Genomic DNA, 19,414 nt, shown 5'->3' on the forward strand with positions numbered 1-19,414 from the left:
GAGGATTCTAGATTAAGCTCCGGTGGGCCGGGGTTAACTATTCGGGAGACTTTGGATGTTCCTGCGCGCATTCGCAGCCCTCACCCGAGCCGTTGGCGCCGGAGCGTTCCTGGCGATAATGGCCTTTGGTGGCGGAACTGCCCTGGCAGAGAAGTACGCCGCGATCGTTATCGACGCCGATACGCAGGAAGTGCTTCACGACCGGCACGCTGACGAGCCGCGCTATCCGGCCTCGCTCACCAAGGTGATGACCCTCTACATGCTGTTCGACGCCCTCAAGAGCGGCGAGGTCTCTCTGGATGAGCGTCTGGTCGTCTCCCGCTACGCTGCCAGCCAGGCCCCCTCGAATCTCAAGCTGAAAACCGGCTCACGCATTACCGTGCGCGATGCGATCGGCGCCCTGATCACCAAATCCGCCAATGACGTGGCCGTTGTCGTGGCTGAACGTCTGGGCGGCACAGAGAGCCGTTTTGCCCAGCTGATGACAGTCAAGGCCAAGGCACTTGGTCTTGAGAACACACGTTTCGTCAACGCATCCGGCCTGCCTGACACACGCCAGCTGAGCACGGCGCGCGACATGGCTCTGCTCGCCGAGGCGATGCTGAGCAATCATGCCGATTACTATCACTATTTCGCGACCGAGCAGTTCTCCTGGGGCGGCAAGACCTACAAGAACCACAACAACCTCCTCGGCGAGGTCAATGGCGTCGACGGGATCAAGACCGGCTATACCCGCGCTTCGGGCTTTAACCTGATGGCTTCGGCCAAACGCGACGGGCATCGCATCATTGCCGTCATGCTGGGCGGCACCACAGCCCGTGCACGTGACAGCCATGTGGAGTCCCTGCTTGAGGCAGCCTTCAGCTCCTTTGCCCTTCCCGCCGATGACCCGGCCCTTCGCAGCCGCCTGGCCTTTGCGATGCTGGAAGAGCCGCTGAGCCCGGAAGCGGCTGCAGAGCCGATGCTGAACGGCAAACCGCTGTCGATGATCCTCGCAGCAGAAGCGGCAGCAGCGCAGGTCGCTGCCAATGACAATACCCCGGCAGAATCGGCTCAGGGCGATGCAGACGATGCTACGCCTGCACCCATTCTTGCTGCTGAAACCCTGCCGGCAGTTGTGGCCACGGCAGAAGAGCCCCAGCAAATGGACCCGGCCGAAACCTCTATCGGACGCTACTATGCCGAAGCGCCGGTTCTGGAGGAGCCAGCCTTCTCACCGGAAGAGTATCGCCGACGCCAACTGGCCAAGTAGGGTTGTCACCGCGTCCGGCTTGCCGGAAAACGCCTCCGATCCTGCAGGAGCAGCGCCGTGGCCCATGAATCCGACATTGAACTCGCCCGCAACACGATCCGCATAGAGCGGGACGCGCTTGAGCAGCTGGAGGCCAGCATTGGCCCCGCCATCGCGGAAGCGGCCGACAAGATCATGGCGACAGACCGGCATGTCATCGTCGCCGGGGTCGGCAAGTCCGGCCATATTGGCCAGAAGATCGCCGCCAGCCTCGCCTCGACGGGCACGCCCAGCTTCTTCCTGCACCCGACCGAAGCCAGCCATGGCGACCTCGGCATGGTCGTTCCGGGCTCCGTCGTGATCGCGATTTCCTATTCGGGCGAAAGCCGCGAACTGGTGGATCTGCTACGGTATTGCAAAGGCAATGGCATCCCGCTGATCGGCATGACCCGCTCTGCCGACTCGACGCTGGGCCGGGCATCCGATGTGCTGCTGGAGATGCCGGTCGTGGCCGAAGCGTGCCCGAACGGCCTCGCGCCAACCTCTTCGACAACCATGGCGCTGGCGCTGGGCGACGCGCTGACCATCGTGCTGATGGCGCGCCGCGGCTTCTCGCGGGAGGAGTTCGGCTTCCGTCATCCAGGCGGAAAACTGGGCCGCTCCCTACAGACTGCAGGCGACTATATCGAGACTAAAACGGATCATATGCCGATTATCTCCGTACAAGCCGATGTGCGCGACGTGATCCTGGCTGTCTCCGAAGGACGCAAGGGATGTGTCGGCGTGATCGACGAGTCCGGGAAGCTGGTCGGCATGGTCACCGATGGCGACCTGCGCCGCGCCATGCTGGCCGGGAAACTGGCCGGCACCGCCGCCGACGTCATGACCCCCGATCCGAAGGCGCTCGGCCCTGACGACCGTATGTCTGCGGTCATCAAGACTTTCACCGAGCAGCGGATCTCGAACGCCTTCGTGACGGTGGACGGCAAGCCGGTCGGCATCATCGACATGAAGGACCTGCTTGCCGAAGGTTATGTCTGATCCGGCTGAGCCCCGGACCAGCTCTCTGCCCTACTGGCCGAGTTCGAAGACCACATTCACCGTCGCGCTGTAGCCGACTTCACCACCCGCCATGGGTGTGGAGACGGCATCGGCCATCTTGGCTTCCATCATCCGGCCCATCGCCATCGGCGCGGGGGAATAGCTGCCGCTTTCATTGATGGTGACGATCCGCAGGACGCGCAGGCCTGCCGCCTTGGCATAGAGGTCGGCCCGGGCGCGGGCATCGGTCATGGCCTTGCGGCGGGCCTCGTCACGCACATCGGCATCGTCATCGAGGGCAAAGGTCAATCCGTTGAACGTGTTGCCGCCCGCCTTGACCAGACTGTCGAGCGTCGAGCCCAGATTGTCGAGATCACGCACTTTCACAGTCAGCTGGTTCGAGGCGGTATAGCCGATCAGCTTCTGCTCCCCGTGGGAGGAGCCGTCTTTCAGCTTGGTCTCGATATAGGTGTAGCGCGGCCAGAGCGAAAAATTGGACGTCTGCATGTCCTTCTTCGCGACACCGGCCTTTTCCAGCGCGTCGAACACGCCTGTCATGGATTTGGCCTGCGCTTCCATGGCTGCCGTCGCCGTATCGCCATCTTCCTGCACGCCGGCATTGATGTAGGCGATATCAGGCTCGCGCTTCACGGTAGCTTCAGCCGAGATGGACAGTGTCGTTTCCGGCTGGATCGAGTTCGGCGCCTGATAGAGGCCGGCCGCAGCCTGCTGGGACAGGCCCAGTGCCGGGCCCTGCATCTGGGCACAGGCAGCCTGCGGCAGGATCAGGACCAGAGCGGCCGTCGAGGCAAAGAGGGGTAACATGCGACGCATCAGAATCTCCCATTGGTAATTGACTGAGTGTTCTACCGAACACTCTGGGAGGCAATCTTGTTCCGATTGTGTCTCAGGCCGATGACAAATCAGGCGTTTTCATAGCCTTGCGGGTTCTGGCTCTGCCAGGCCCACTGGTCGCGGCACATGTCTTCCAGTGTCAGCTCCGCCTGCCAGCCAAGCAGCTCCTGCGCCAGCGACGGATCCGCCCAGAAGGCGGCGATGTCGCCTGCCCGGCGCGGCGCAAATTCCATCGGGATGGACTGCCCGCAAGCGGCCTCGAAAGCCCGCACCACATCCAGAACGGACGAACCATTGCCAGTGCCGAGGTTCACCGTGAACGGGCCATGCGTATGGCGGAACCGGTCCAGCGCCAGCACATGGGCGCGGGCAAGGTCCACGACATGGAGATAGTCACGCACGCCTGTGCCGTCGGCCGTGTCATAGTCATTGCCGAACACGTTGAGATGCTCACGCCGCCCCACGGCAACCTGCGCCACATAAGGCATGAGATTGTTCGGAATGTCGTTCGGGTCTTCCCCGATCATGCCGCTCGGATGCGCACCGATTGGATTGAAATAACGCAGGATCGCCACATCCGTCAGCTTTCCTGACCCGGCCACATCGTTCAGCAGCATTTCCGCCGCGAGCTTTGTGTTGCCATAAGGGTTCGTTGGCCGGAGGCGGTGGGATTCGGTATAGGGCAGGAATTCCGGCTCACCATAAACCGTCGCACTGGACGAGAAGACGATCTGGCTGGCCCCGGTTTCCAGCATCGCCTGAATCAGGCTGTGCGTACCCATGACATTGGCGCTGTAATATTCGAGCGGTTTTTCCGTCGACTCCCCCACGGCCTTCAGGCCGGCGAAATGGATGGCTGCTTCGCATTCATGCTTTGCGAGAATCTCGGCGATGCGGCCCGTGTCGCGCACATCGGCCTCATACCAGTCGATCTGCGAATTGGTCAGCTGCCCCACCCGCTCAATCGCCTTGGGTGAGGAATTGACAAAATTATCCACGATCACGGGCTCGTAGCCGCGCGAGACGAGCTCCACACAGGTGTGCGATCCGATATATCCGGCACCGCCGGTCACTAGTACGCGTGTCATGTCCCCTACCTAGCAGGAATTGTGCCCGGTTTCAGAGAGATTGACCACAAGAGCGGTAAGACTCCGTTACCTGTTTCGGCGGGATTCATCAGCCCCATTGCAAGGTGCGCAGCACCCGCCTAAACGAAAGCTTCGGTGGGCCTGTAGCTCAGTTGGTTAGAGCGGACCGCTCATAACGGTTTGGTCGGGGGTTCAAGTCCCTCCGGGCCCACCGATTTTTATTTGCGCCTTGCCACCCACCAACCCGAGGCGCGGGTGTCGGTTCGGGGCTTCACCTCTCACCTCCGCCATTGCCCACCGGAGCACCTTCACAGCCCCTGCGCAGCCGCCTGCTGCTCTGGTCCGCGGCGGGCCGCTGGCGAAACAGCCTCTCCTAACGTCAATCTGTCTCATGGCCTCGCTCCGGAGCAGCTGATAGCCATTTTGATGAAACCGTTCTGCCTGCAGCAGCAGACACAATCCAACGAAGGAGAGCCTCTGATGAAAGCGCTTGTTTATGGTGGTCCTGGCCAGAAAGAATGGAAAGACGTTCCCCGCCCCGAACTGGACAAACAGACAGATGCCGTTGTCCGGATTCTGCACACGACGATCTGCGGAACCGACCTGCATATCCTGAAAGGGGACGTTCCGGCCGTCACCGAAGGGCGCATTCTGGGGCATGAGGGCATCGGCATCGTGGAAGAGGTCGGCTCCGGCGTATCGAACTTCAAACCCGGCGACCGGGTTCTGATCTCCTGCGTCACCTCCTGCGGACGGTGCAGCTATTGCAAACGCCAGCTCTACGCCCACTGCGAAGATGGCGGCTGGATCCTCGGCCACCTGATCGATGGAACGCAGGCGGAATATGTCCGCATTCCACATGCCGACAACAGCCTCTACCCGCTACCTGAAGGTGTCAGCGAGGAAGCCCTGCTGATGCTGAGCGACATCCTGCCGACCGGCTTCGAGATCGGCGTGCTGGCCGGACAGGTCAAACCCGGCGATACGGTTGCCATTGTCGGCGCCGGCCCGATCGGCATGGCGACACTTCTGACCGCACAGCTCTATTCGCCCGGCCGCATCATCATGGTGGACCTTGATCCGGAACGCCTGGCTCTGTCGCGCCAGTTCGGCGCAACCGATACAATCAATTCCGGAGAGGAAAACGCCGTCGAAGCCCTGTTCGCCATGACCAATGGTGTCGGGGTGGATGTCGCCATCGAAGCCGTCGGCATCCCGGCGACATTTGATATCTGCCAGAAATCCATCGCGCCCGGCGGGCACATCGCCAATGTCGGCGTGCACGGAAAGAGCGTGGAACTGCATCTGGAAGACCTGTGGATCCGCAACATCACGCTGACCACCGGCCTGGTCTCGACCTACAGCACCCCGATGCTGTTGCAGACCGTGCAATCCGGCGCGTTCCATCCGGAAAAGCTGATCACGCACCGCTTCGCGCTGGAAGATATGATGCAGGCGTATGAGGTGTTCTCGAACGCGGCCAAGGAAAAGGCCATGAAAGTGCTGATTTCAGCAGACGCCTGATCGCCCCTGCCACAGCCGCCGTCACTGGGCCGCCGCAGGCCCGGCCACATGGCTACAGGGCCTGAATCTCGTGTTCGAAGTACTCGATCGTGGGCTTCAGGCCCTCCGCCAGCGGAATACCCGGCTCCCAGCCAAGGATTTCGCGGGCGCGTGAGATGTCCGGCTGGCGCTGGCGCGGATCGTCCGACGGCAATGGCCGGTGCACGATCTTCGATTTCGAGCCTGTCAGCTCCAGCACGGTTTCAGCCAGCTGGCGCATGGTGAACTCCCCCGGATTGCCGAGATTGATCGGACCGGTCACATCATCGTCCGAATTCATCAGACGGATGAGCCCTTCAACCAGATCGGAGACGAAGCAGAAACTACGCGTCTGCTGGCCATCGCCATAAAGCGTAATGTCCTCACCGCGCAGCGCCTGTACGATGAAGTTGGAGACGACCCGCCCGTCATTCGGATGCATACGCGGGCCATAGGTGTTGAAGATCCGCGCAACCTTGATCGCCACATTGTGCTGGCGGTGATAGTCGAAAAACAGCGTTTCGGCGCAGCGTTTGCCCTCGTCATAGCAAGAACGGATGCCGATCGGATTCACATTGCCCCAATACTCTTCCCGTTGGGGGTGGATCTCAGGGTCGCCATAGACTTCCGAGGTCGAGGCCTGGAGGATTTTCGCGCGGGTCCGCTTGGCCAGGCCCAGCATGTTGATCGCGCCGTGCACACTCGTCTTCGTCGTCTGGACCGGATCGAACTGGTAATGAACCGGGCTCGCCGGGCAAGCCATGTTGTAGATCTGGTCGACCTCGACAAAGAGCGGGAAGGTCACGTCATGACGCATGATCTCGAAGCGTGGATTATCGAGAAGATGGGTGATGTTCGAACGGCGCCCGGTGAAGAAATTGTCCACACACAGCACTTCCGCGCCGCTTTCCAGAAGCCGTTCACAGAGAAATGATCCGATAAATCCGGCACCGCCGGTAACGAGAATTCGTGGAACGTAGTGCATTGGTCCTGCCATGTGTGATTAATCGGGAGGGCGACGAATGATGAGCTATGCAGCCCTGAAAGCAAAAACCGCGCCGGTTGGCCGCTTCACCTTGCCGCTGTCGCGATAATCCTTGGTTAATCGGCCGTTTTATTCGCCCCGGCGTCATCGCTGACCGGGGTGAAGACACGCAACAAAACACCGGAAAGAACCGGAATGACGGCCTCGCACCGATGGAACCTGTCAGGATACAGGTTTCACGCGGCCGCCTTCGTCGAAATAGACATGCGTGCCGCGGTGGAACACCTGATCGCCGGGCGCAATCGCGTGCGCTTCGTAGTCTGGCAGGCCTTTCACATCGGCATAGACCGAGCCAAAATCCTTGTAACAACTGTCCAGCAAGGCCTCGAAACTGTCGACGACAAAGTAAGTCTGCTGGAAATCATCGATGATGTATTTGGTCCGCATCAGGCGATTGAGATCGAAACCGATCCGGTTCGGGCTGTCGTCTTCCAGCGCGAAGACCGTCTCCTGCGGGCTGGAAAGGATGCCGGCACCATAGATGCGCAGGCCTTCGTCTTCGCGGATCAGGCCGAATTCCACCGTGTACCAGTAGAGCCGGGCGAGGTTGTGCAGCTGGCCGAGGCGCATCGCCCGCTGGCCGCCCTTTCCATAAGCCTCCATGAAGTCCGCAAACACCGGATCGGCCAGCAGCGGCACGTGACCGAAAATGTCGTGGAAAATGTCCGGTTCCTGGAGATAATCGAACTCGGCTTCGGGGCGGATGAAGGCCCCGGCAGGAAACCGGCGATTCGCGAGATGGTCGAAGAAAATCTCGTCCGGTACCAGTTCTGCGACCGGTACGACCCGCCAGCCGGTGATCTTTTCCAGACGGTCTGACAGCCGCCCCATATGAGGAATGCCGGACGGCGACAGTTCAAGCGCGGCGATGGCTTTCAGCGCGGCCGAACAGGCCCGGCCTTTCGTCACCGCTTTCTGGCGGCGAAACAGCCGGTCCCACCGGTCGTGTTCGGCGGCCGTATAGGTCTCCCACGCCTGGTCGATGGTAAAATCCGCAGCTCGCGGCGCGTTTCCATAACGATTCTTGATGCTGGGCGATGTCATCACAAGTGCGATTCCCGTTGTGTGTCAGAACCCAAATATAAGCACTTTTGGAAAAAGGTTTCAATTGAAACCAAATTGCCGGAAGAATTACGACATTCGCGTCTACCGTGTATCGGGGGTTGACCCTACTCCCCCGATACACGATTGCAGAACGGATTGGTGGAGTATGTGAGTATGGCTGCGGCAGACCCGCATTTTTCCGTAATCATCGTGAATTACAACGCCGGCGATTACCTGCAGAAGGCCGTCGATTCCCTGAAGGCACAGACATTCGGGAATTTCGAAGTCATCATCGTCGACAATGCCAGTCATGACACGTCCTTCGAAGCGCTGGACACGTCAGGGCTGGAAAACGTTGTTCTGTGCCCGGAGAACGAGAACCACGGATTTGCCAAGGCCAACAACATGGCTGCCCGCATGGCGCGGGGCAAATGGCTCGTCCTTCTGAACCCGGATGCCGAAGCGGCCCCCGACTGGCTGGAGCAGCTGGTGGCAGCGCAACACCGCCACCCCGCGCGCAAGATGTTCGCGTCCGCCCAGATCGCAACGGAACATCCGAACCTGATGGATGGTGCCGGCGATGCGTATCTCATTTTCGGCTTCCCCTGGCGTGGCGGCTTTGAACACCCTGTCACGGAGATGCCGGGCGAAGGATACTGCTTCAGCCCCTGCGGCGCATCCGGCGTCTTCGAGCGCGACCTGTTCCTGGAACATAATGGCTTTGACGAGCGCTTCTTCTGCTATTGCGAAGACGTCGATATCGGTTACCGGCTCCAGCTGGCTGGCGAACAGTGCATCTTCATCCCCCAGGCACAAATCAAGCATGCGGGCAGCGCATTGTCCGGACGCCTGTCAGAGTTCTCGATCTATCACGGCACCCGCAACCGGCTGTGGACTTATTTCAAGTGCACGCCCTGGCCGCTGATCGTGCTGACCCTGCCGGTTCACACAGCACTCACCCTCTACATTCTTGTCCGCAGCCCGGCGATCAAACGCCTCGGCGCCACCAGTCGCGGACTTTGGGATGGTATAAAAGGCATTGCCGAAATGAAGCGCACGTCTCCCTGGAGCCCTCAGAAGCGCCAGGTGAAACTGTGGGACCTTGCCAAATCGATGGCCTGGAACCCCTGGCAAATGAGCCAGCACAAGGCATTCGTTATTCCGCAGACTGACACCTGACACAGAACGAAAAAGCCCCGGCACATGGCCGGGGCTTTTCTTTGTCTCAACTTCAGCCCGATCAGGCCTGCTGTTGCTCCGGCGTCCAGTAGGACACGCAGGGGATTTTCGTCTTGTCGCAATTGTCGGCATATTTGCGGGCAATATTGGTCACTTCCTCAAGCAGCCCCTCTTCGAGGGTGATCGGACTGAGACCCATTGCAAGGAACTGGCTGTTGTCGACGTGCAGATCGTTCTCTGCATCTTCCTTGCGCGGATTATTGACGTACTCGATCTTAGCGTCAGCAATCTTCGCAATCAGGTCAGCCAGTTCACGCACCCGGTGAGTTTCCGTCATCTGGTTCAGGATACGCACACGCTCACCGGACTGCGGCGGTTGCTCCACGGCCAGCTGGATACACCGGACGGTGTCCTGGATGTGAATGAAGGCACGGGTCTGCCCGCCTGTACCATGTACCGTGAGCGGATAATCGACCGCAGCCTGCATCAAGAAGCGGTTCAGCACGGTGCCATAGTCACCGTCATAGTCGAAACGGTTGATGAGGCGCTCATCCATCCGGGTTTCTTCAGTCTGTGTGCCCCAGACGATACCCTGATGAAGGTCAGTGATCTTCAGGCCGTCATTCTTGTTGTAGTAGGCAAACATCAGCTGGTCCTGGGTCTTCGTCATGTGATAGACGGAGCCTGGATTGACCGGATACAGAATTTCTTTCTGCACCTCGTCGCCGGCATCTGTCTTCAGATGCACGGTGAGGTAGCCTTCCGGAATCTTCATGCCAGCGGTGCCGTAGCCATAAACGCCCATCGTGCCGAGGTGCACGAGGTGGCAGCTGGACCGGAGTCCCGCTTCAACCATGGCAACAAGAATGTTGTTTGTGGCGTTCAGGTTGTTGTCGACAGTGTAGCGCTTGTGGCGCGGAGACTTCATCGAATACGGCGCAGCGCGCTGCTCGGCAAAGTGGATGATCGTGTCAGGTTCAAACGAGCGCAGGATGGCCAGCAGGTGGTCATATTCCTGAGCGACATCGACATTCTCGAAGCCGATCGTCTTGCCGGTCACTTCTTTCCATGCCGCCAACCGCTCTGAAATCGGGCGGATCGGTGTCAATGAAGATACTTCCAGCTCGACATCGATTTTACGCCGGGACAGGTTGTCGACAATCAGGACATCATGTCCGAGGTTCGACAGGTGAAGCGCGGTGGGCCAGCCACAAAAACCGTCACCTCCAACCACAAGAACTTTCATCAGGAACTCCTAGATTTTTAACCGGGCGCATGGGGCAGTGAGCACACTCACGCCCCCAATGCAAGCAATCGGGCTCAGCCAACCGAGGATTGGCCGGAGAAGCTGATTCCCCGAATGCACAGGGCCGCATTTCCGCAGTTCCGGACCCCTAATTTTAGAACGCTGGCCGGCGGCATGGGCGCGGGAAGGTTGAAAATGATTCGCCCCTCCTCCGTCCCTGATTGCCGGCACTCCACACCGTTTGCAACGACACTTACGGATTGCGCTTCGGCATCGGTCCAGAGCACGATTTCCTGCGTGCCCCCCTCTGTGTAGTGAAACAGCGGAACCTGCATGTCCGTCTGAATATCGCCGGACACCGACCAACCGAACATGCCTGCACCACCGCTGATGTCCCGCCGCCAGATCCACCGCCGCATAGCTTTCGGTAGCAGGTATTCGTACAGGTGATGGGTGATGAAACCGATATATCCGGCCCGGCGTGAAGCTTTGTCCGGATTCATGTCCAGAAGCCGCCGCAGCTCCCGGCGGCGCCCTGCCCCGAAACCTCCGGTCTTTGCGTCTGCGGTCCACAAGACCAGCGACAGCACCTCGTTGATAAAAGCGAACCGGTAGCCAGCCATGTGGAACCGGATCCAGAGATCCCAGTCCATTGTGTAATGCAGCGACCTGTCCAGCCCGCCAATGGCATCAAGCGCGTCGCGGCGGAAAAAGCAGGAAGGCTGCGAGATGGAACAGGTCGACATGATATCGTCTGCCGTCGGCCGGACATTCCAGTGATAGCCGGTGACCCGCCCGTCATCATCGCAAATCGTACTCAGACCATACACAATCGCAGCATCGGGATTCGCCGCAAACGCGTCCGCCGCATGTTTCAGAGCCCCCGGCGCCAGCACATCGTCCGCATTCAGCCAGCCGAGCACATCGCCCTCGGTGTGCTCCCAACCACTGGCTATGGCATCCGCCTGCCCGTCGTCCGGACCGTGATGGCGGTAAGTCAGCAGGTCAGCATACTTGTCTGCCAGCACACGAACACGCTCGTCACCGGACGCATCCAGAAGCGCAACTTCAAGATCCGCATCCTGCGCAGCCAGGCTAGCCAGGCACTGTTCCAGCAGTGGATGCCAAGCCCCGACCGGGACGCTGATACAGAAACGTGGCAAGCAGCCTACTCCGCGATTCCTGGTTCGGCGACGTTGTCGAGAAACCACTCATAGGCAAGGCGCAGGCCTTCCGGCAGGCCTGTCTTCGGTGCCCACCCCATCGAGCGAAGCCGGTCAGCCGACATCAGCTTGCGCGGTGTACCGTCCGGCTTGCTGAGATCATGGGTCAGGTCTCCTTCAAGCGCGACAGCGGCCATGACCTCGCGTGCGAGATCGGCGATCGGCAGGTCTTCACCCGAACCGACATTGACGTGCTCCTCGCCGCTATAGGTCTTCATCAGGAAGACCAGCGCATCTGCGCAGTCGTCAACATAGAGAAACTCCCGCAGCGGTGTGCCGGTGCCCCAGATTTCCATGCCTTTACGCCCAGCGGCTTTTGCCTCGTGCGCTTTGCGGATGAGCGCCGGGATCACATGGCTGTTTTCGGGATGATAGTTGTCAAACGGCCCGTAGAGATTGGTTGGCATCGCAGAAATGAAATCGCAGCCATGCTGCTTGCGATAGGCCTGGCACAGCTTGATGCCGGCGATCTTGGCAACCGCGTACCATTCATTGGTCGGCTCCAGCGGGCCGGTCAGCAGCGCATCTTCCTTGATCGGCTGCTCGGCAAGGCGCGGATAGATGCAGGAAGAGCCGAGGAACAACAACTTCTCGACATTCGTCTCGTACGCGGCGTGAATGATGTTCGCCGCAATCATCAGATTGTCGTACAGGAAGTCTGCCGGATAGGTGTCATTGGCGTGGATCCCGCCGACCTTCGCCGCGGGGACGAACACCGCGTCCGGCTTTTCCTTCCGCATCCATGCGAGCACTGCCGCCGGGTCGCGGAGGTCAACCTCTTCCCGCCCGACTGTCAGAATCTCTGCCGGAGATTCGCTCGCCAGGCGGCGCACCAGCGCAGAGCCAACCATGCCCCGATGGCCGGCAACCCAAATACGTTTGCCCACGAGCGGGTAGATAACGTCCGGGGCTTTTGTCATTATGCGGTGATCCGCTTCTTGGCCGCGCCGAACAGAGCCATGTCAGCCTCGACCATATCCTGGACCAGTTCCGGGAAAGTGATCGTGTGGGTCCAGCCCAGCTTCTCACGCGCCTTCGTCGGATCGGACAGCAGAAGGTCAACTTCCGTCGGACGGAAATAGCGCTCGTCGACTTCGATCAGCACGCGCTTGGTCTTCCGGTCCTGGCCGATCTCGTCGGTGCCGCTTCCTGACCATTCGATATCGAAGCCCGCATGAGCGAAGGCCAGTTCGCAGAATTCGCGGACGGAATGGGTCTCGCCCGTGCCCAGCACGAAATCATCGGCCTCATCTTGCTGCACGATGCGCCACATGCCTTCGACATAGTCGCGGGCGTGGCCCCAGTCGCGCTTGGCGTCGAGATTGCCGAGGAACAGCATTTCCTGCTTGCCAGCCGCGATCGCCGCCACTGCACGCGTGATCTTGCGGGACACAAAGGTCTCGCCGCGCATCGGGCTTTCATGATTGAACAGGATTCCGTTCGAGGCATGGATACCATAGGCTTCACGATAGTTCACCGTGATCCAGTAAGCATAGAGCTTAGCGGCCGCATAAGGGCTCCGCGGATAGAAGGGCGTTGTCTCCTTCTGCGGCGTCTCCTGGACAAGGCCGTAAAGCTCTGACGTCGAAGCCTGATAGAAACGGACCTTGTCTTCCATTTTCAGGATACGGATGGCTTCCAGAATGCGCAGCGCGCCGATTGCGTCGGAGTTTGCCGTGTATTCCGGCGTCTCAAAGCTGACGGCCACGTGGGATTGTGCGCCCAGATTGTAGATTTCATCCGGCTGGACCTCCTGGATCAGGCGGATCATGTTCGTGGAGTCCGTCAGGTCACCATAATGAAGGTGAAACCGGGCACCCGTCTCGTGCACGTCCTGATAGATGTCATCCACACGTTCCGTATTGAAGGAAGACGACCGGCGCTTCACGCCATGGACTTCGTATCCCTTTTCCAGCAGAAGCCGCGCAAGATACGCCCCGTCCTGCCCGGTCACGCCTGTAATAAGTGCAGTTTTTTTAGTCATGAGTAATCCGATTACCAGTGTTTGATCCGGCGAAGAACACCTTTTTCCTTTGCGAAGACGATGTCGATCTGCCCGAGCGCCTCATCAGCGGGGCGAAGCAATCCATCGAGCAGGTCGTAAACGACGAAGCCCTGCTGGCGCATGAAGTGTACAATGTCATAAAAGTCCGGCTGATGCTCTCCCCAGAACCGGAACAGAGACGCTTCAACGATCACCACATCGCATTGGTGGAGCGTATTCAACCCACCTTTCAGGACAAGAAGATCAGCGCCCTGGCAGTCAGTCTTAAGTAGAACCGGGCCTGACAAGTCAAGGTGGGCAAGCTCCTTGTCGAGCGTCGACACGCGTACGCGCTGTGTCTTTTCATTATCATCCGTGAGCGTGTGCATCAGAGATGAACCGTAAAGGTCCCCCTGACGTACGATGTTCACCTCCTCCTGCTCCTCCACGTCCATCAGCGCGCACATGTGCACCTCGTGGTCGTATGGCGCCAGATTGTTGCGCAACCGCTCTTCAAAATCAGCGAGCGGCTCAAAGCATATATGCTTGGCTGAAGGGAAGGCCGTGAGGATAGGAAATGTCCCTTCGGCAGCCCCGACATCGATACAGATCCCGGGCGTAAAACCGACCTTCTCCAGATGCGTGAAGAAGGCTGGAAAGGTCCGCGTGACCTTTTTTGTCGGGACCGGTGCAATATCCTGCCGTGAGCGGTACCGGTCGTACTGGGGGTGGCGAACATCCTGCAGCTCGGGCTGATCCGGTAACAACGGAACGCGCCCAAATTTGAAGATGTACTTGATGATAGCTGGCAGCCGGACCATCGCCCGGAAGAAGGTTGCCATGGCACTAAACATAAGTACTCCCACTACCGCACTTAATCGTGAGGCTCGCTTCGCAGGCGAGGCAACGCTAGAGTTCCTAGGCCAAGAGAACGCGAGACTCAACGGCACATTGCATTTGACTCTCCCCGCTGTGACAAGCAGCCAAGTTTTAGACGGGTTTCAGTCGAATCGCCTTGCACGAGAGACCGGTTTTGACTATCGCCGCCATAATGAAGGGCACGTCAGAAACCAATCTTCCGCAGCGGTATTTCTACGATGCAAGCCGCTCGAATCTCAGCCATGCGCTGAAAGATCTGGCGGAAGGACTCGGTCGCTTCCGCTTGCTTTCCGGCATGGCTGTCCGAAATTTTCGCAATCAATACAAAGGGGCTATACTCGGCCCCTTCTGGTTGACAATTACAACGGCCATGACTGCCGCCGGCCTCGGCGTTCTCTACGGTCAGTTGTTTGGACTTCCTCTGTCCGAGCATCTTACCTACGTGACCACCGCCATTATTGTCTGGACCATGATCAGCGCCTTCATAACAGGCGGATGTGACGTGTTTGTCGGAAACAGTCACATCTTCAAGGAATTTCCGCTTCCGCTCAGCCTGTTTGCTTACCGGCTCGTCCTCTCGCAGATTCTGATCGTTTTCTTCCGGCTTATCGTGCTCGCGGTCTTGCTGGTGATCTTTCCGATCAGTTTCACGCAAGCGGCCTGGCTCGCGCTTCCCGGATTCCTGTTGCTGCTTTGGATTGGCTTCTGGGGCGCACTAGGCCTCGGGGTTCTGAACGCACGATATCGCGATTTCGGGCAGCTCGTCGCTGCGTCATTGACCTTCATTTTCTTCGTCACGCCGATATTCTGGCTACCGGGAAGGCTGGGACCGTACTCATTCGTGGTGGATTTCAACCCATTCTACCACATGATCGAGGTCGTTCGTGGACCATTGCTTGGCCATGACAACATCACCATGAATTTCATCGTGACCGGGTCAATCGCGGCGGGTGTGCCATTTGTCAGCCTGTTCCTGTTCGGACGCTGGTCGAACAGGCTCCCCTATTGGTGCTGACATGGTGAAGGTAGAGTTGAACAATGTAGACGTGGACTATCCGGTCCATACCCGCGCCAGCCGGCGTTTCCTTGGCAAATCGGAAACCCCGAGTGTTGGGGGCTATGTCGTCACTGAAGGGCAGCTGACGGTTCGCGCACTGGAAAACATATCCCTCAGTCTCAAACCGGGTGACCGGCTCGGCCTCCTCGGCCGTAATGGCGCGGGCAAGACGACGCTTCTGAAGACGATCGCAGGGATCCTACCCCCCGTGGCAGGAACGATCTGCGTTGAGGGCCGAATTTCTCCCCTGACCTCGATCCTCCTCGGCCTGGACGGCGAATCGACCGGTTATGAAAATATCGGTATCCGCGGCCGCCTTATGGGAATGAGCGAAGCCGACATCAGGGAAGCGACACCGGAAATCGCGGAATTCACCGAACTTGGCGATTTCCTGCACCTGCCGATCAAGACCTATTCATCCGGCATGCGCATGCGCCTAAGCTTCGCCACCTCAACAGCTTTTCAACCCGACGTGCTGCTACTTGATGAGTGGCTGGGAACGGGTGACATCGTTTTCCGCGAGAAAGCCGCCAAAAGGCTCCGCAAGCTGATTTTCGAGAGCGGTATCTTTGTCTTTGCGTCCCATAGCCGCGATATGCACCAGCGCCTCTCCAACAAGGGCGCTGTCATCGACAAGGGCCGAATGGTGTTCTTTGGTGATATCGAAGACGCATTCAGGGTTCAGGACGAGATTAACGAGACAGACAAGCCCTAGAAAACGGGCCGCTGTTCTCTCAGCCGCTTCGCAAATAGGTTCGCACCCGGAATAGAAATGTGGGCATCGTCCATGTAGAGCAGCTCCCCCTTCTCATCCGTGATCAGACATTTGTCGGGACATTGAAGGGCAAAAAAGTCGAGCAGAACGGCCTGATCAGAAAACATCTCATTGATCTTGTCGTTGATCATTCGCTCTTTGTCGAGGACCATACCTTGAGCCTTGCGCACCCCTGCGTCCAGCGACAGTTCAGTACTCATGATAGTTGGCAGCCTCTCCCGAAACCGCGTCCTTTGCCCAACGACATATATATCCTTATTCAAAGGCTTCAGGTAATTGATCATGTCGCGGATCCGGTAATAGTGGCCATCCTGCCAGTTCGAGGCGAGAACAATACCGTCATAGTTCTTGTTACGAATCAGTTCTTCGAGCGCCAGTGAGTACAGCTTTCTGCACTCCTCCTGCTCACCGTCGGCAAACTGCTTTGGCAGACGGAGCCAGCAACCCGGCACGGCCGCCTGCCCAAAGTAGATTTCCGGATACGCCTTACTCAGGATCATGTAGGCGTCATTTGCGAAACTATCGCCCACGATGAGGTATGCTCGTCCTTGAGCAGGTGGGTTCGAACAAACGTCCTGCTGATAGTTGCTGGCGACAATGGTCTTGATGGGAAAACTGCAGATATCGTGCTTTACCAGTTTGCGCCGGGCTGCCCACTGGTCGTCCATGGACCCGCTCAGCGCAGCGATCGCCGCAGGCTGACGTGAAGGAACGCCCTGGAGGCCCCAATAGTGAGCCCCGATCGTCAATGAGGCGACCGACAGACCGACCACACCCGCCAGCACGCCCCCGCGAAACTTCGGCGACTGGTGAGATCTGAACCGGAAGGGCTTCTCGATCAGCATGTGCAGCAGAGTGCCGGCAACAATGGCGAGGAGAATCGCAATGAGTTTCTCCGACGCGGAGAACATGTAGTCGGTCTTCATCTTCCAGAGGACGATGATAGGCCAATGCGCGAGGTAGATCGAATAGGACCGTTGACCGATCCAGACAGGCACAGCTGACCCGAGCAGCTTTTCGGCGACCCAGGACCGGCTTGATGCAATCACGGCCATGGCCGCCAGCGCGGGTGCGACGGCATTCAGCAAATAGTCAGGCTTCTCACCATCGGCGATAACCGTAACGGCGACGATCCCGGCCACACCAAGCACACAAACGAGCGAGGACAGCGCATTCCGGGGCAACAACATGGTCGCCGCCAGAATGGCGCCAAGCGCAAACTGATGCATGCGGAACGGCATCAGGAAGAATACGGCAGCACTGTCCTTCGGCATGAACCAGAGCGCTGCGAACAGCGACAGGGCGCCCACAATGACGATGCCCGCGCGCCGGCCCCATGTGCCCGCCATACCCAGCAATAGAAGGAAAGCAGGCCACACCAGGTAGAACTGTTCCTCAACAGCCAGCGACCATGTGTGAAGTAGCGGCTTGGTCGCCGCCGACGTATCGAAATAGCCCGACTCGAGCCAGAAGAAGATGTTCCCGGCGGACAGGATCGCCATGATCGCGGTACGGCCAAGGCGGGCGAGGTCTGCCGGAGACAGCACCCACCAGGCTGCAACCAGAGTTGCAGCGATCGTCAGAAACAAGGCCGGGAAAAGCCTCGCGATCCGGCGCAGGTAGAACCGGCTCGCTGACCATCCCTCGCTCGACTCAGATTCGCGCAGGATGTTGCGGGTGATCAGAAATCCCGAAATCACAAAAAACACATCGACACCGGCAAAGCCGCCGCGGGCAAAACTGATATCGACATGGAAGAGTAGGACCGCCATCACGGCGATGGCGCGCAGGCCATCTATCGGCACGATATATTGATCGCGCGCTGTCATGGGAGACTCAGTCATTCTTCGTTGTCACCGCTTTCCCAAGGGCCCCGGATGTCCCCAATCCTGCGTTGAGTATCAACATCGCTTTGCCCGCAATGGCAAGGACTACAGGGAAAGGTTTGTGTCCACGCGGCGCCAGTCTGTGCCGTCGCTATAGGCAAGCCTCACACCGTCGCTTGCCGTATCCGCGAAGATCAACGCCCCCTCCCCTGTAGAGGCTGCTGACGGCAGAGAGGCTTCATCGATAACGGCCAGGCGGATTGCGCCGGTTAGGTGCAGGTTTACGGTGGGTGCACCGACGCCCAAGCCGACATTGCCGCTCGCCGACAAGCGTAACACTTCATTCGAGCTTCCGCCGGAATCCGTCAGTGAAACGGACACTCCACCCGGCACAACTCCCGGCGAAACAGCACCATCGACCAGGAAACGAACCTTGGCGCTGCTCACAAATGCCGCGTTATCATAGCCAAGCGCATCGAATGCATAGAGCTGATCTCCCTAAATGACAGCCGCAGGAGACGTATCAGACCCGCGGGCCCGGCGTGACTGGTGCAGGGTGCAATGCCAGTTCGCGCCGGACGAATAATTGTCGGTCTGGAGAATCTGGTACCAGTCGCGCGAAACGATCCTGTGCTGGATCACACCGCTGCTCTCCAGCACCATCTTCCCGAGAACGGCGATCGCCGCACCGGCCCCATGAACCGGATCGCCGACGACGACCCCCGTCCCTGACGGTTCAATCCGGAAGCGGTCTTCGAAACTCGCGCCATCCGGACTGGTCCGGATGGAAAATGCTCCGTCTGCAGACAGGCCGACCTCGGCCCGCCCGGAGCTCCCCTCCTGGAAGACGAGGCTTGCAACATCGGTCGCGGTGGCCTTGTTGACGTAAACCCGGATATCGCCTGTCCCCGGCGTGACATCGTCATGACTGAACCGCACGGCGTCAGACTTGACGCTCAGCCGGTTCGTAGCCTCCGGGCTTGTATTGATGCCGAAGCTTGCAGGTGCGCCGCCGGCACTCGCAAGACTCACCCATCCTGCTGCCGACCGGACCAGCAGGTGCCCGGAATCTGCCACCCAGGCCACCCAGCCCTCATGCGGAGTGATGAACTGCCATGCGCCGTCCTGATAGGCAGCAATCATGCCTTCGGCCTGTCCGCCCCAATCCACGCCGGATGCCGAAGCCGGCAGGATATAGGCATCTCCCTCATAGGGGTCTGATGGCTGGGCTGTGAGCGAAGCCGACAGCGCTTGTGTCTGCACGGCGATATCGAGCCGCGCGAGGGCTTCGTTCACGGTCACATGTTTCTGCGCCTGATTTGGCAGGAGGTATGGCAATCCAAGCTGCGCCGAGTAGTCCATGATACTGTCTCCGGTTATCCGGCAGACAGTGTCGGGG

General features: G+C 59.1%; 18 protein-coding genes and 1 tRNA gene. 7 read left to right on the top strand and 12 right to left on the bottom strand.

The window, feature by feature from the left end; translation table 11 throughout:
* Window positions 1–55 precede the first annotated feature (55 nt).
* Window positions 56–1,252: a D-alanyl-D-alanine carboxypeptidase family protein gene (locus R3C98_RS12360; protein WP_371314384.1), complete on the top strand. Its 1,197-nt coding sequence runs from the start codon at window positions 56–58 to the stop codon at window positions 1,250–1,252.
* 57 nt (window positions 1,253–1,309) lie between these two features.
* Window positions 1,310–2,272 (top strand): SIS domain-containing protein, encoded by a 963-nt coding sequence (locus R3C98_RS12365; protein WP_371314385.1) that lies wholly within the window; start codon window positions 1,310–1,312, stop codon window positions 2,270–2,272.
* A 30-nt stretch (window positions 2,273–2,302) separates the two neighbouring features.
* Here R3C98_RS12365 and R3C98_RS12370 read toward each other — a convergent pair whose 3' ends face one another.
* Window positions 2,303–3,106, bottom strand: coding sequence for an SIMPL domain-containing protein (locus R3C98_RS12370; RefSeq protein WP_371314386.1), 804 nt, complete (start codon window positions 3,104–3,106; stop codon window positions 2,303–2,305).
* 89 nt (window positions 3,107–3,195) lie between these two features.
* A complete protein-coding gene (gene galE, locus R3C98_RS12375) occupies window positions 3,196–4,215 on the bottom strand; it encodes a UDP-glucose 4-epimerase GalE (protein ID WP_371314387.1) in 1,020 nt (339 codons plus the stop codon).
* A 137-nt stretch (window positions 4,216–4,352) separates the two neighbouring features.
* On the opposite strand from galE, the gene R3C98_RS12380 reads away from it, so the two are divergent.
* Window positions 4,353–4,426 (top strand) — tRNA-Ile (locus R3C98_RS12380).
* A gap of 269 nt (window positions 4,427–4,695) precedes the next feature.
* Entirely contained in the window at window positions 4,696–5,739 is a 1,044-nt protein-coding gene (locus R3C98_RS12385) for a zinc-dependent alcohol dehydrogenase family protein (protein WP_371314388.1), read from the top strand.
* 52 nt (window positions 5,740–5,791) lie between these two features.
* Here the strand turns inward: R3C98_RS12385 and R3C98_RS12390 are convergent, their stop codons facing one another.
* Window positions 5,792–6,742, bottom strand: a complete 951-nt coding sequence (locus tag R3C98_RS12390; RefSeq protein ID WP_371314389.1) for a UDP-glucuronic acid decarboxylase family protein — start codon at window positions 6,740–6,742, stop codon at window positions 5,792–5,794.
* Window positions 6,743–6,964: 222 nt separating this feature from the next.
* Window positions 6,965–7,846 (bottom strand): phenylalanine 4-monooxygenase, encoded by an 882-nt coding sequence (gene phhA, locus R3C98_RS12395; protein WP_371314390.1) that lies wholly within the window; start codon window positions 7,844–7,846, stop codon window positions 6,965–6,967.
* A gap of 174 nt (window positions 7,847–8,020) precedes the next feature.
* On the opposite strand from phhA, the gene R3C98_RS12400 reads away from it, so the two are divergent.
* A complete protein-coding gene (locus tag R3C98_RS12400; protein WP_371314391.1) occupies window positions 8,021–9,025 on the top strand; it encodes a glycosyltransferase family 2 protein in 1,005 nt (334 codons plus the stop codon).
* Window positions 9,026–9,086: 61 nt separating this feature from the next.
* Here the strand turns inward: R3C98_RS12400 and R3C98_RS12405 are convergent, their stop codons facing one another.
* From R3C98_RS12405 to R3C98_RS12425, 5 genes are all read right to left on the bottom strand, one after another.
* On the bottom strand, window positions 9,087–10,271 hold the full coding sequence (locus tag R3C98_RS12405; protein ID WP_371314392.1) for an NAD-dependent epimerase/dehydratase family protein: 1,185 nt from the start codon (window positions 10,269–10,271) through the stop codon (window positions 9,087–9,089).
* Window positions 10,272–10,345: 74 nt separating this feature from the next.
* On the bottom strand, window positions 10,346–11,434 hold the full coding sequence (locus R3C98_RS12410; protein ID WP_371314393.1) for a glycosyltransferase: 1,089 nt from the start codon (window positions 11,432–11,434) through the stop codon (window positions 10,346–10,348).
* Window positions 11,435–11,439: 5 nt separating this feature from the next.
* Window positions 11,440–12,414 carry a GDP-L-fucose synthase family protein gene (locus R3C98_RS12415; protein WP_371314394.1) on the bottom strand — a complete coding sequence of 325 codons (975 nt, stop codon included), beginning with the start codon at window positions 12,412–12,414 and terminating at the stop codon, window positions 11,440–11,442.
* Complete coding sequence (gene gmd / locus R3C98_RS12420) at window positions 12,414–13,478, bottom strand: GDP-mannose 4,6-dehydratase (protein ID WP_371314395.1); 1,065 nt, start codon at window positions 13,476–13,478, stop codon at window positions 12,414–12,416. Before gmd ends, R3C98_RS12415 begins: the two co-directional genes overlap by 1 nt.
* 11 nt (window positions 13,479–13,489) lie before the next feature.
* Window positions 13,490–14,320 carry an FkbM family methyltransferase gene (locus R3C98_RS12425; protein ID WP_371314396.1) on the bottom strand — a complete coding sequence of 277 codons (831 nt, stop codon included), beginning with the start codon at window positions 14,318–14,320 and terminating at the stop codon, window positions 13,490–13,492.
* A gap of 191 nt (window positions 14,321–14,511) precedes the next feature.
* Here R3C98_RS12425 and R3C98_RS12430 point away from each other — a divergent pair, with 191 nt between their 5' ends.
* Window positions 14,512–15,372, top strand: coding sequence for an ABC transporter permease (locus tag R3C98_RS12430; protein ID WP_371314397.1), 861 nt, complete (start codon window positions 14,512–14,514; stop codon window positions 15,370–15,372).
* A 1-nt stretch (window position 15,373) separates the two neighbouring features.
* Complete coding sequence (locus R3C98_RS12435; RefSeq protein WP_371314398.1) at window positions 15,374–16,129, top strand: ABC transporter ATP-binding protein; 756 nt, start codon at window positions 15,374–15,376, stop codon at window positions 16,127–16,129.
* Here the strand turns inward: R3C98_RS12435 and R3C98_RS12440 are convergent.
* From R3C98_RS12440 to R3C98_RS12450, 3 genes are all read right to left on the bottom strand, one after another.
* Window positions 16,126–18,018 (bottom strand): acyltransferase family protein, encoded by a 1,893-nt coding sequence (locus R3C98_RS12440; RefSeq protein ID WP_371314399.1) that lies wholly within the window; start codon window positions 18,016–18,018, stop codon window positions 16,126–16,128. The genes R3C98_RS12435 and R3C98_RS12440 overlap by 4 nt on opposite strands.
* 102 nt (window positions 18,019–18,120) lie before the next feature.
* The gene (locus R3C98_RS12445) at window positions 18,121–18,462 is read right to left on the bottom strand and encodes a hypothetical protein (RefSeq protein WP_371314400.1); all 342 of its coding nucleotides are present in this window, start codon (window positions 18,460–18,462) and stop codon (window positions 18,121–18,123) included.
* Window positions 18,463–18,513: 51 nt separating this feature from the next.
* The gene (locus R3C98_RS12450) at window positions 18,514–19,377 is read right to left on the bottom strand and encodes a DUF2793 domain-containing protein (protein ID WP_371314401.1); all 864 of its coding nucleotides are present in this window, start codon (window positions 19,375–19,377) and stop codon (window positions 18,514–18,516) included.
* Between the last annotated feature and the right edge of the window lie 37 nt (window positions 19,378–19,414).

Source organism: Hyphomonas sp. (genome assembly GCF_041398465.1).
Lineage (GTDB): Bacteria > Pseudomonadota > Alphaproteobacteria > Caulobacterales > Hyphomonadaceae > Hyphomonas.

Coding starts and splice junctions, on each gene's coding strand:
- R3C98_RS12360 (WP_371314384.1), top strand. CDS start 56: ATGTTCCTGCGCGCATTCGCAGCCCTCACCCGAGCCGTTGGCGCCGGA.
- R3C98_RS12370 (WP_371314386.1), bottom strand. CDS start 3,106: ATGCGTCGCATGTTACCCCTCTTTGCCTCGACGGCCGCTCTGGTCCTG.
- galE (WP_371314387.1), bottom strand. CDS start 4,215: ATGACACGCGTACTAGTGACCGGCGGTGCCGGATATATCGGATCGCAC.
- R3C98_RS12385 (WP_371314388.1), top strand. CDS start 4,696: ATGAAAGCGCTTGTTTATGGTGGTCCTGGCCAGAAAGAATGGAAAGAC.
- R3C98_RS12390 (WP_371314389.1), bottom strand. CDS start 6,742: ATGCACTACGTTCCACGAATTCTCGTTACCGGCGGTGCCGGATTTATC.
- phhA (WP_371314390.1), bottom strand. CDS start 7,846: ATGACATCGCCCAGCATCAAGAATCGTTATGGAAACGCGCCGCGAGCT.
- R3C98_RS12400 (WP_371314391.1), top strand. CDS start 8,021: ATGGCTGCGGCAGACCCGCATTTTTCCGTAATCATCGTGAATTACAAC.
- R3C98_RS12405 (WP_371314392.1), bottom strand. CDS start 10,271: ATGAAAGTTCTTGTGGTTGGAGGTGACGGTTTTTGTGGCTGGCCCACC.
- R3C98_RS12415 (WP_371314394.1), bottom strand. CDS start 12,414: ATGACAAAAGCCCCGGACGTTATCTACCCGCTCGTGGGCAAACGTATT.
- gmd (WP_371314395.1), bottom strand. CDS start 13,478: ATGACTAAAAAAACTGCACTTATTACAGGCGTGACCGGGCAGGACGGG.
- R3C98_RS12425 (WP_371314396.1), bottom strand. CDS start 14,320: ATGGCAACCTTCTTCCGGGCGATGGTCCGGCTGCCAGCTATCATCAAG.
- R3C98_RS12435 (WP_371314398.1), top strand. CDS start 15,374: ATGGTGAAGGTAGAGTTGAACAATGTAGACGTGGACTATCCGGTCCAT.
- R3C98_RS12440 (WP_371314399.1), bottom strand. CDS start 18,018: ATGACAGCGCGCGATCAATATATCGTGCCGATAGATGGCCTGCGCGCC.
- R3C98_RS12450 (WP_371314401.1), bottom strand. CDS start 19,377: ATGGACTACTCGGCGCAGCTTGGATTGCCATACCTCCTGCCAAATCAG.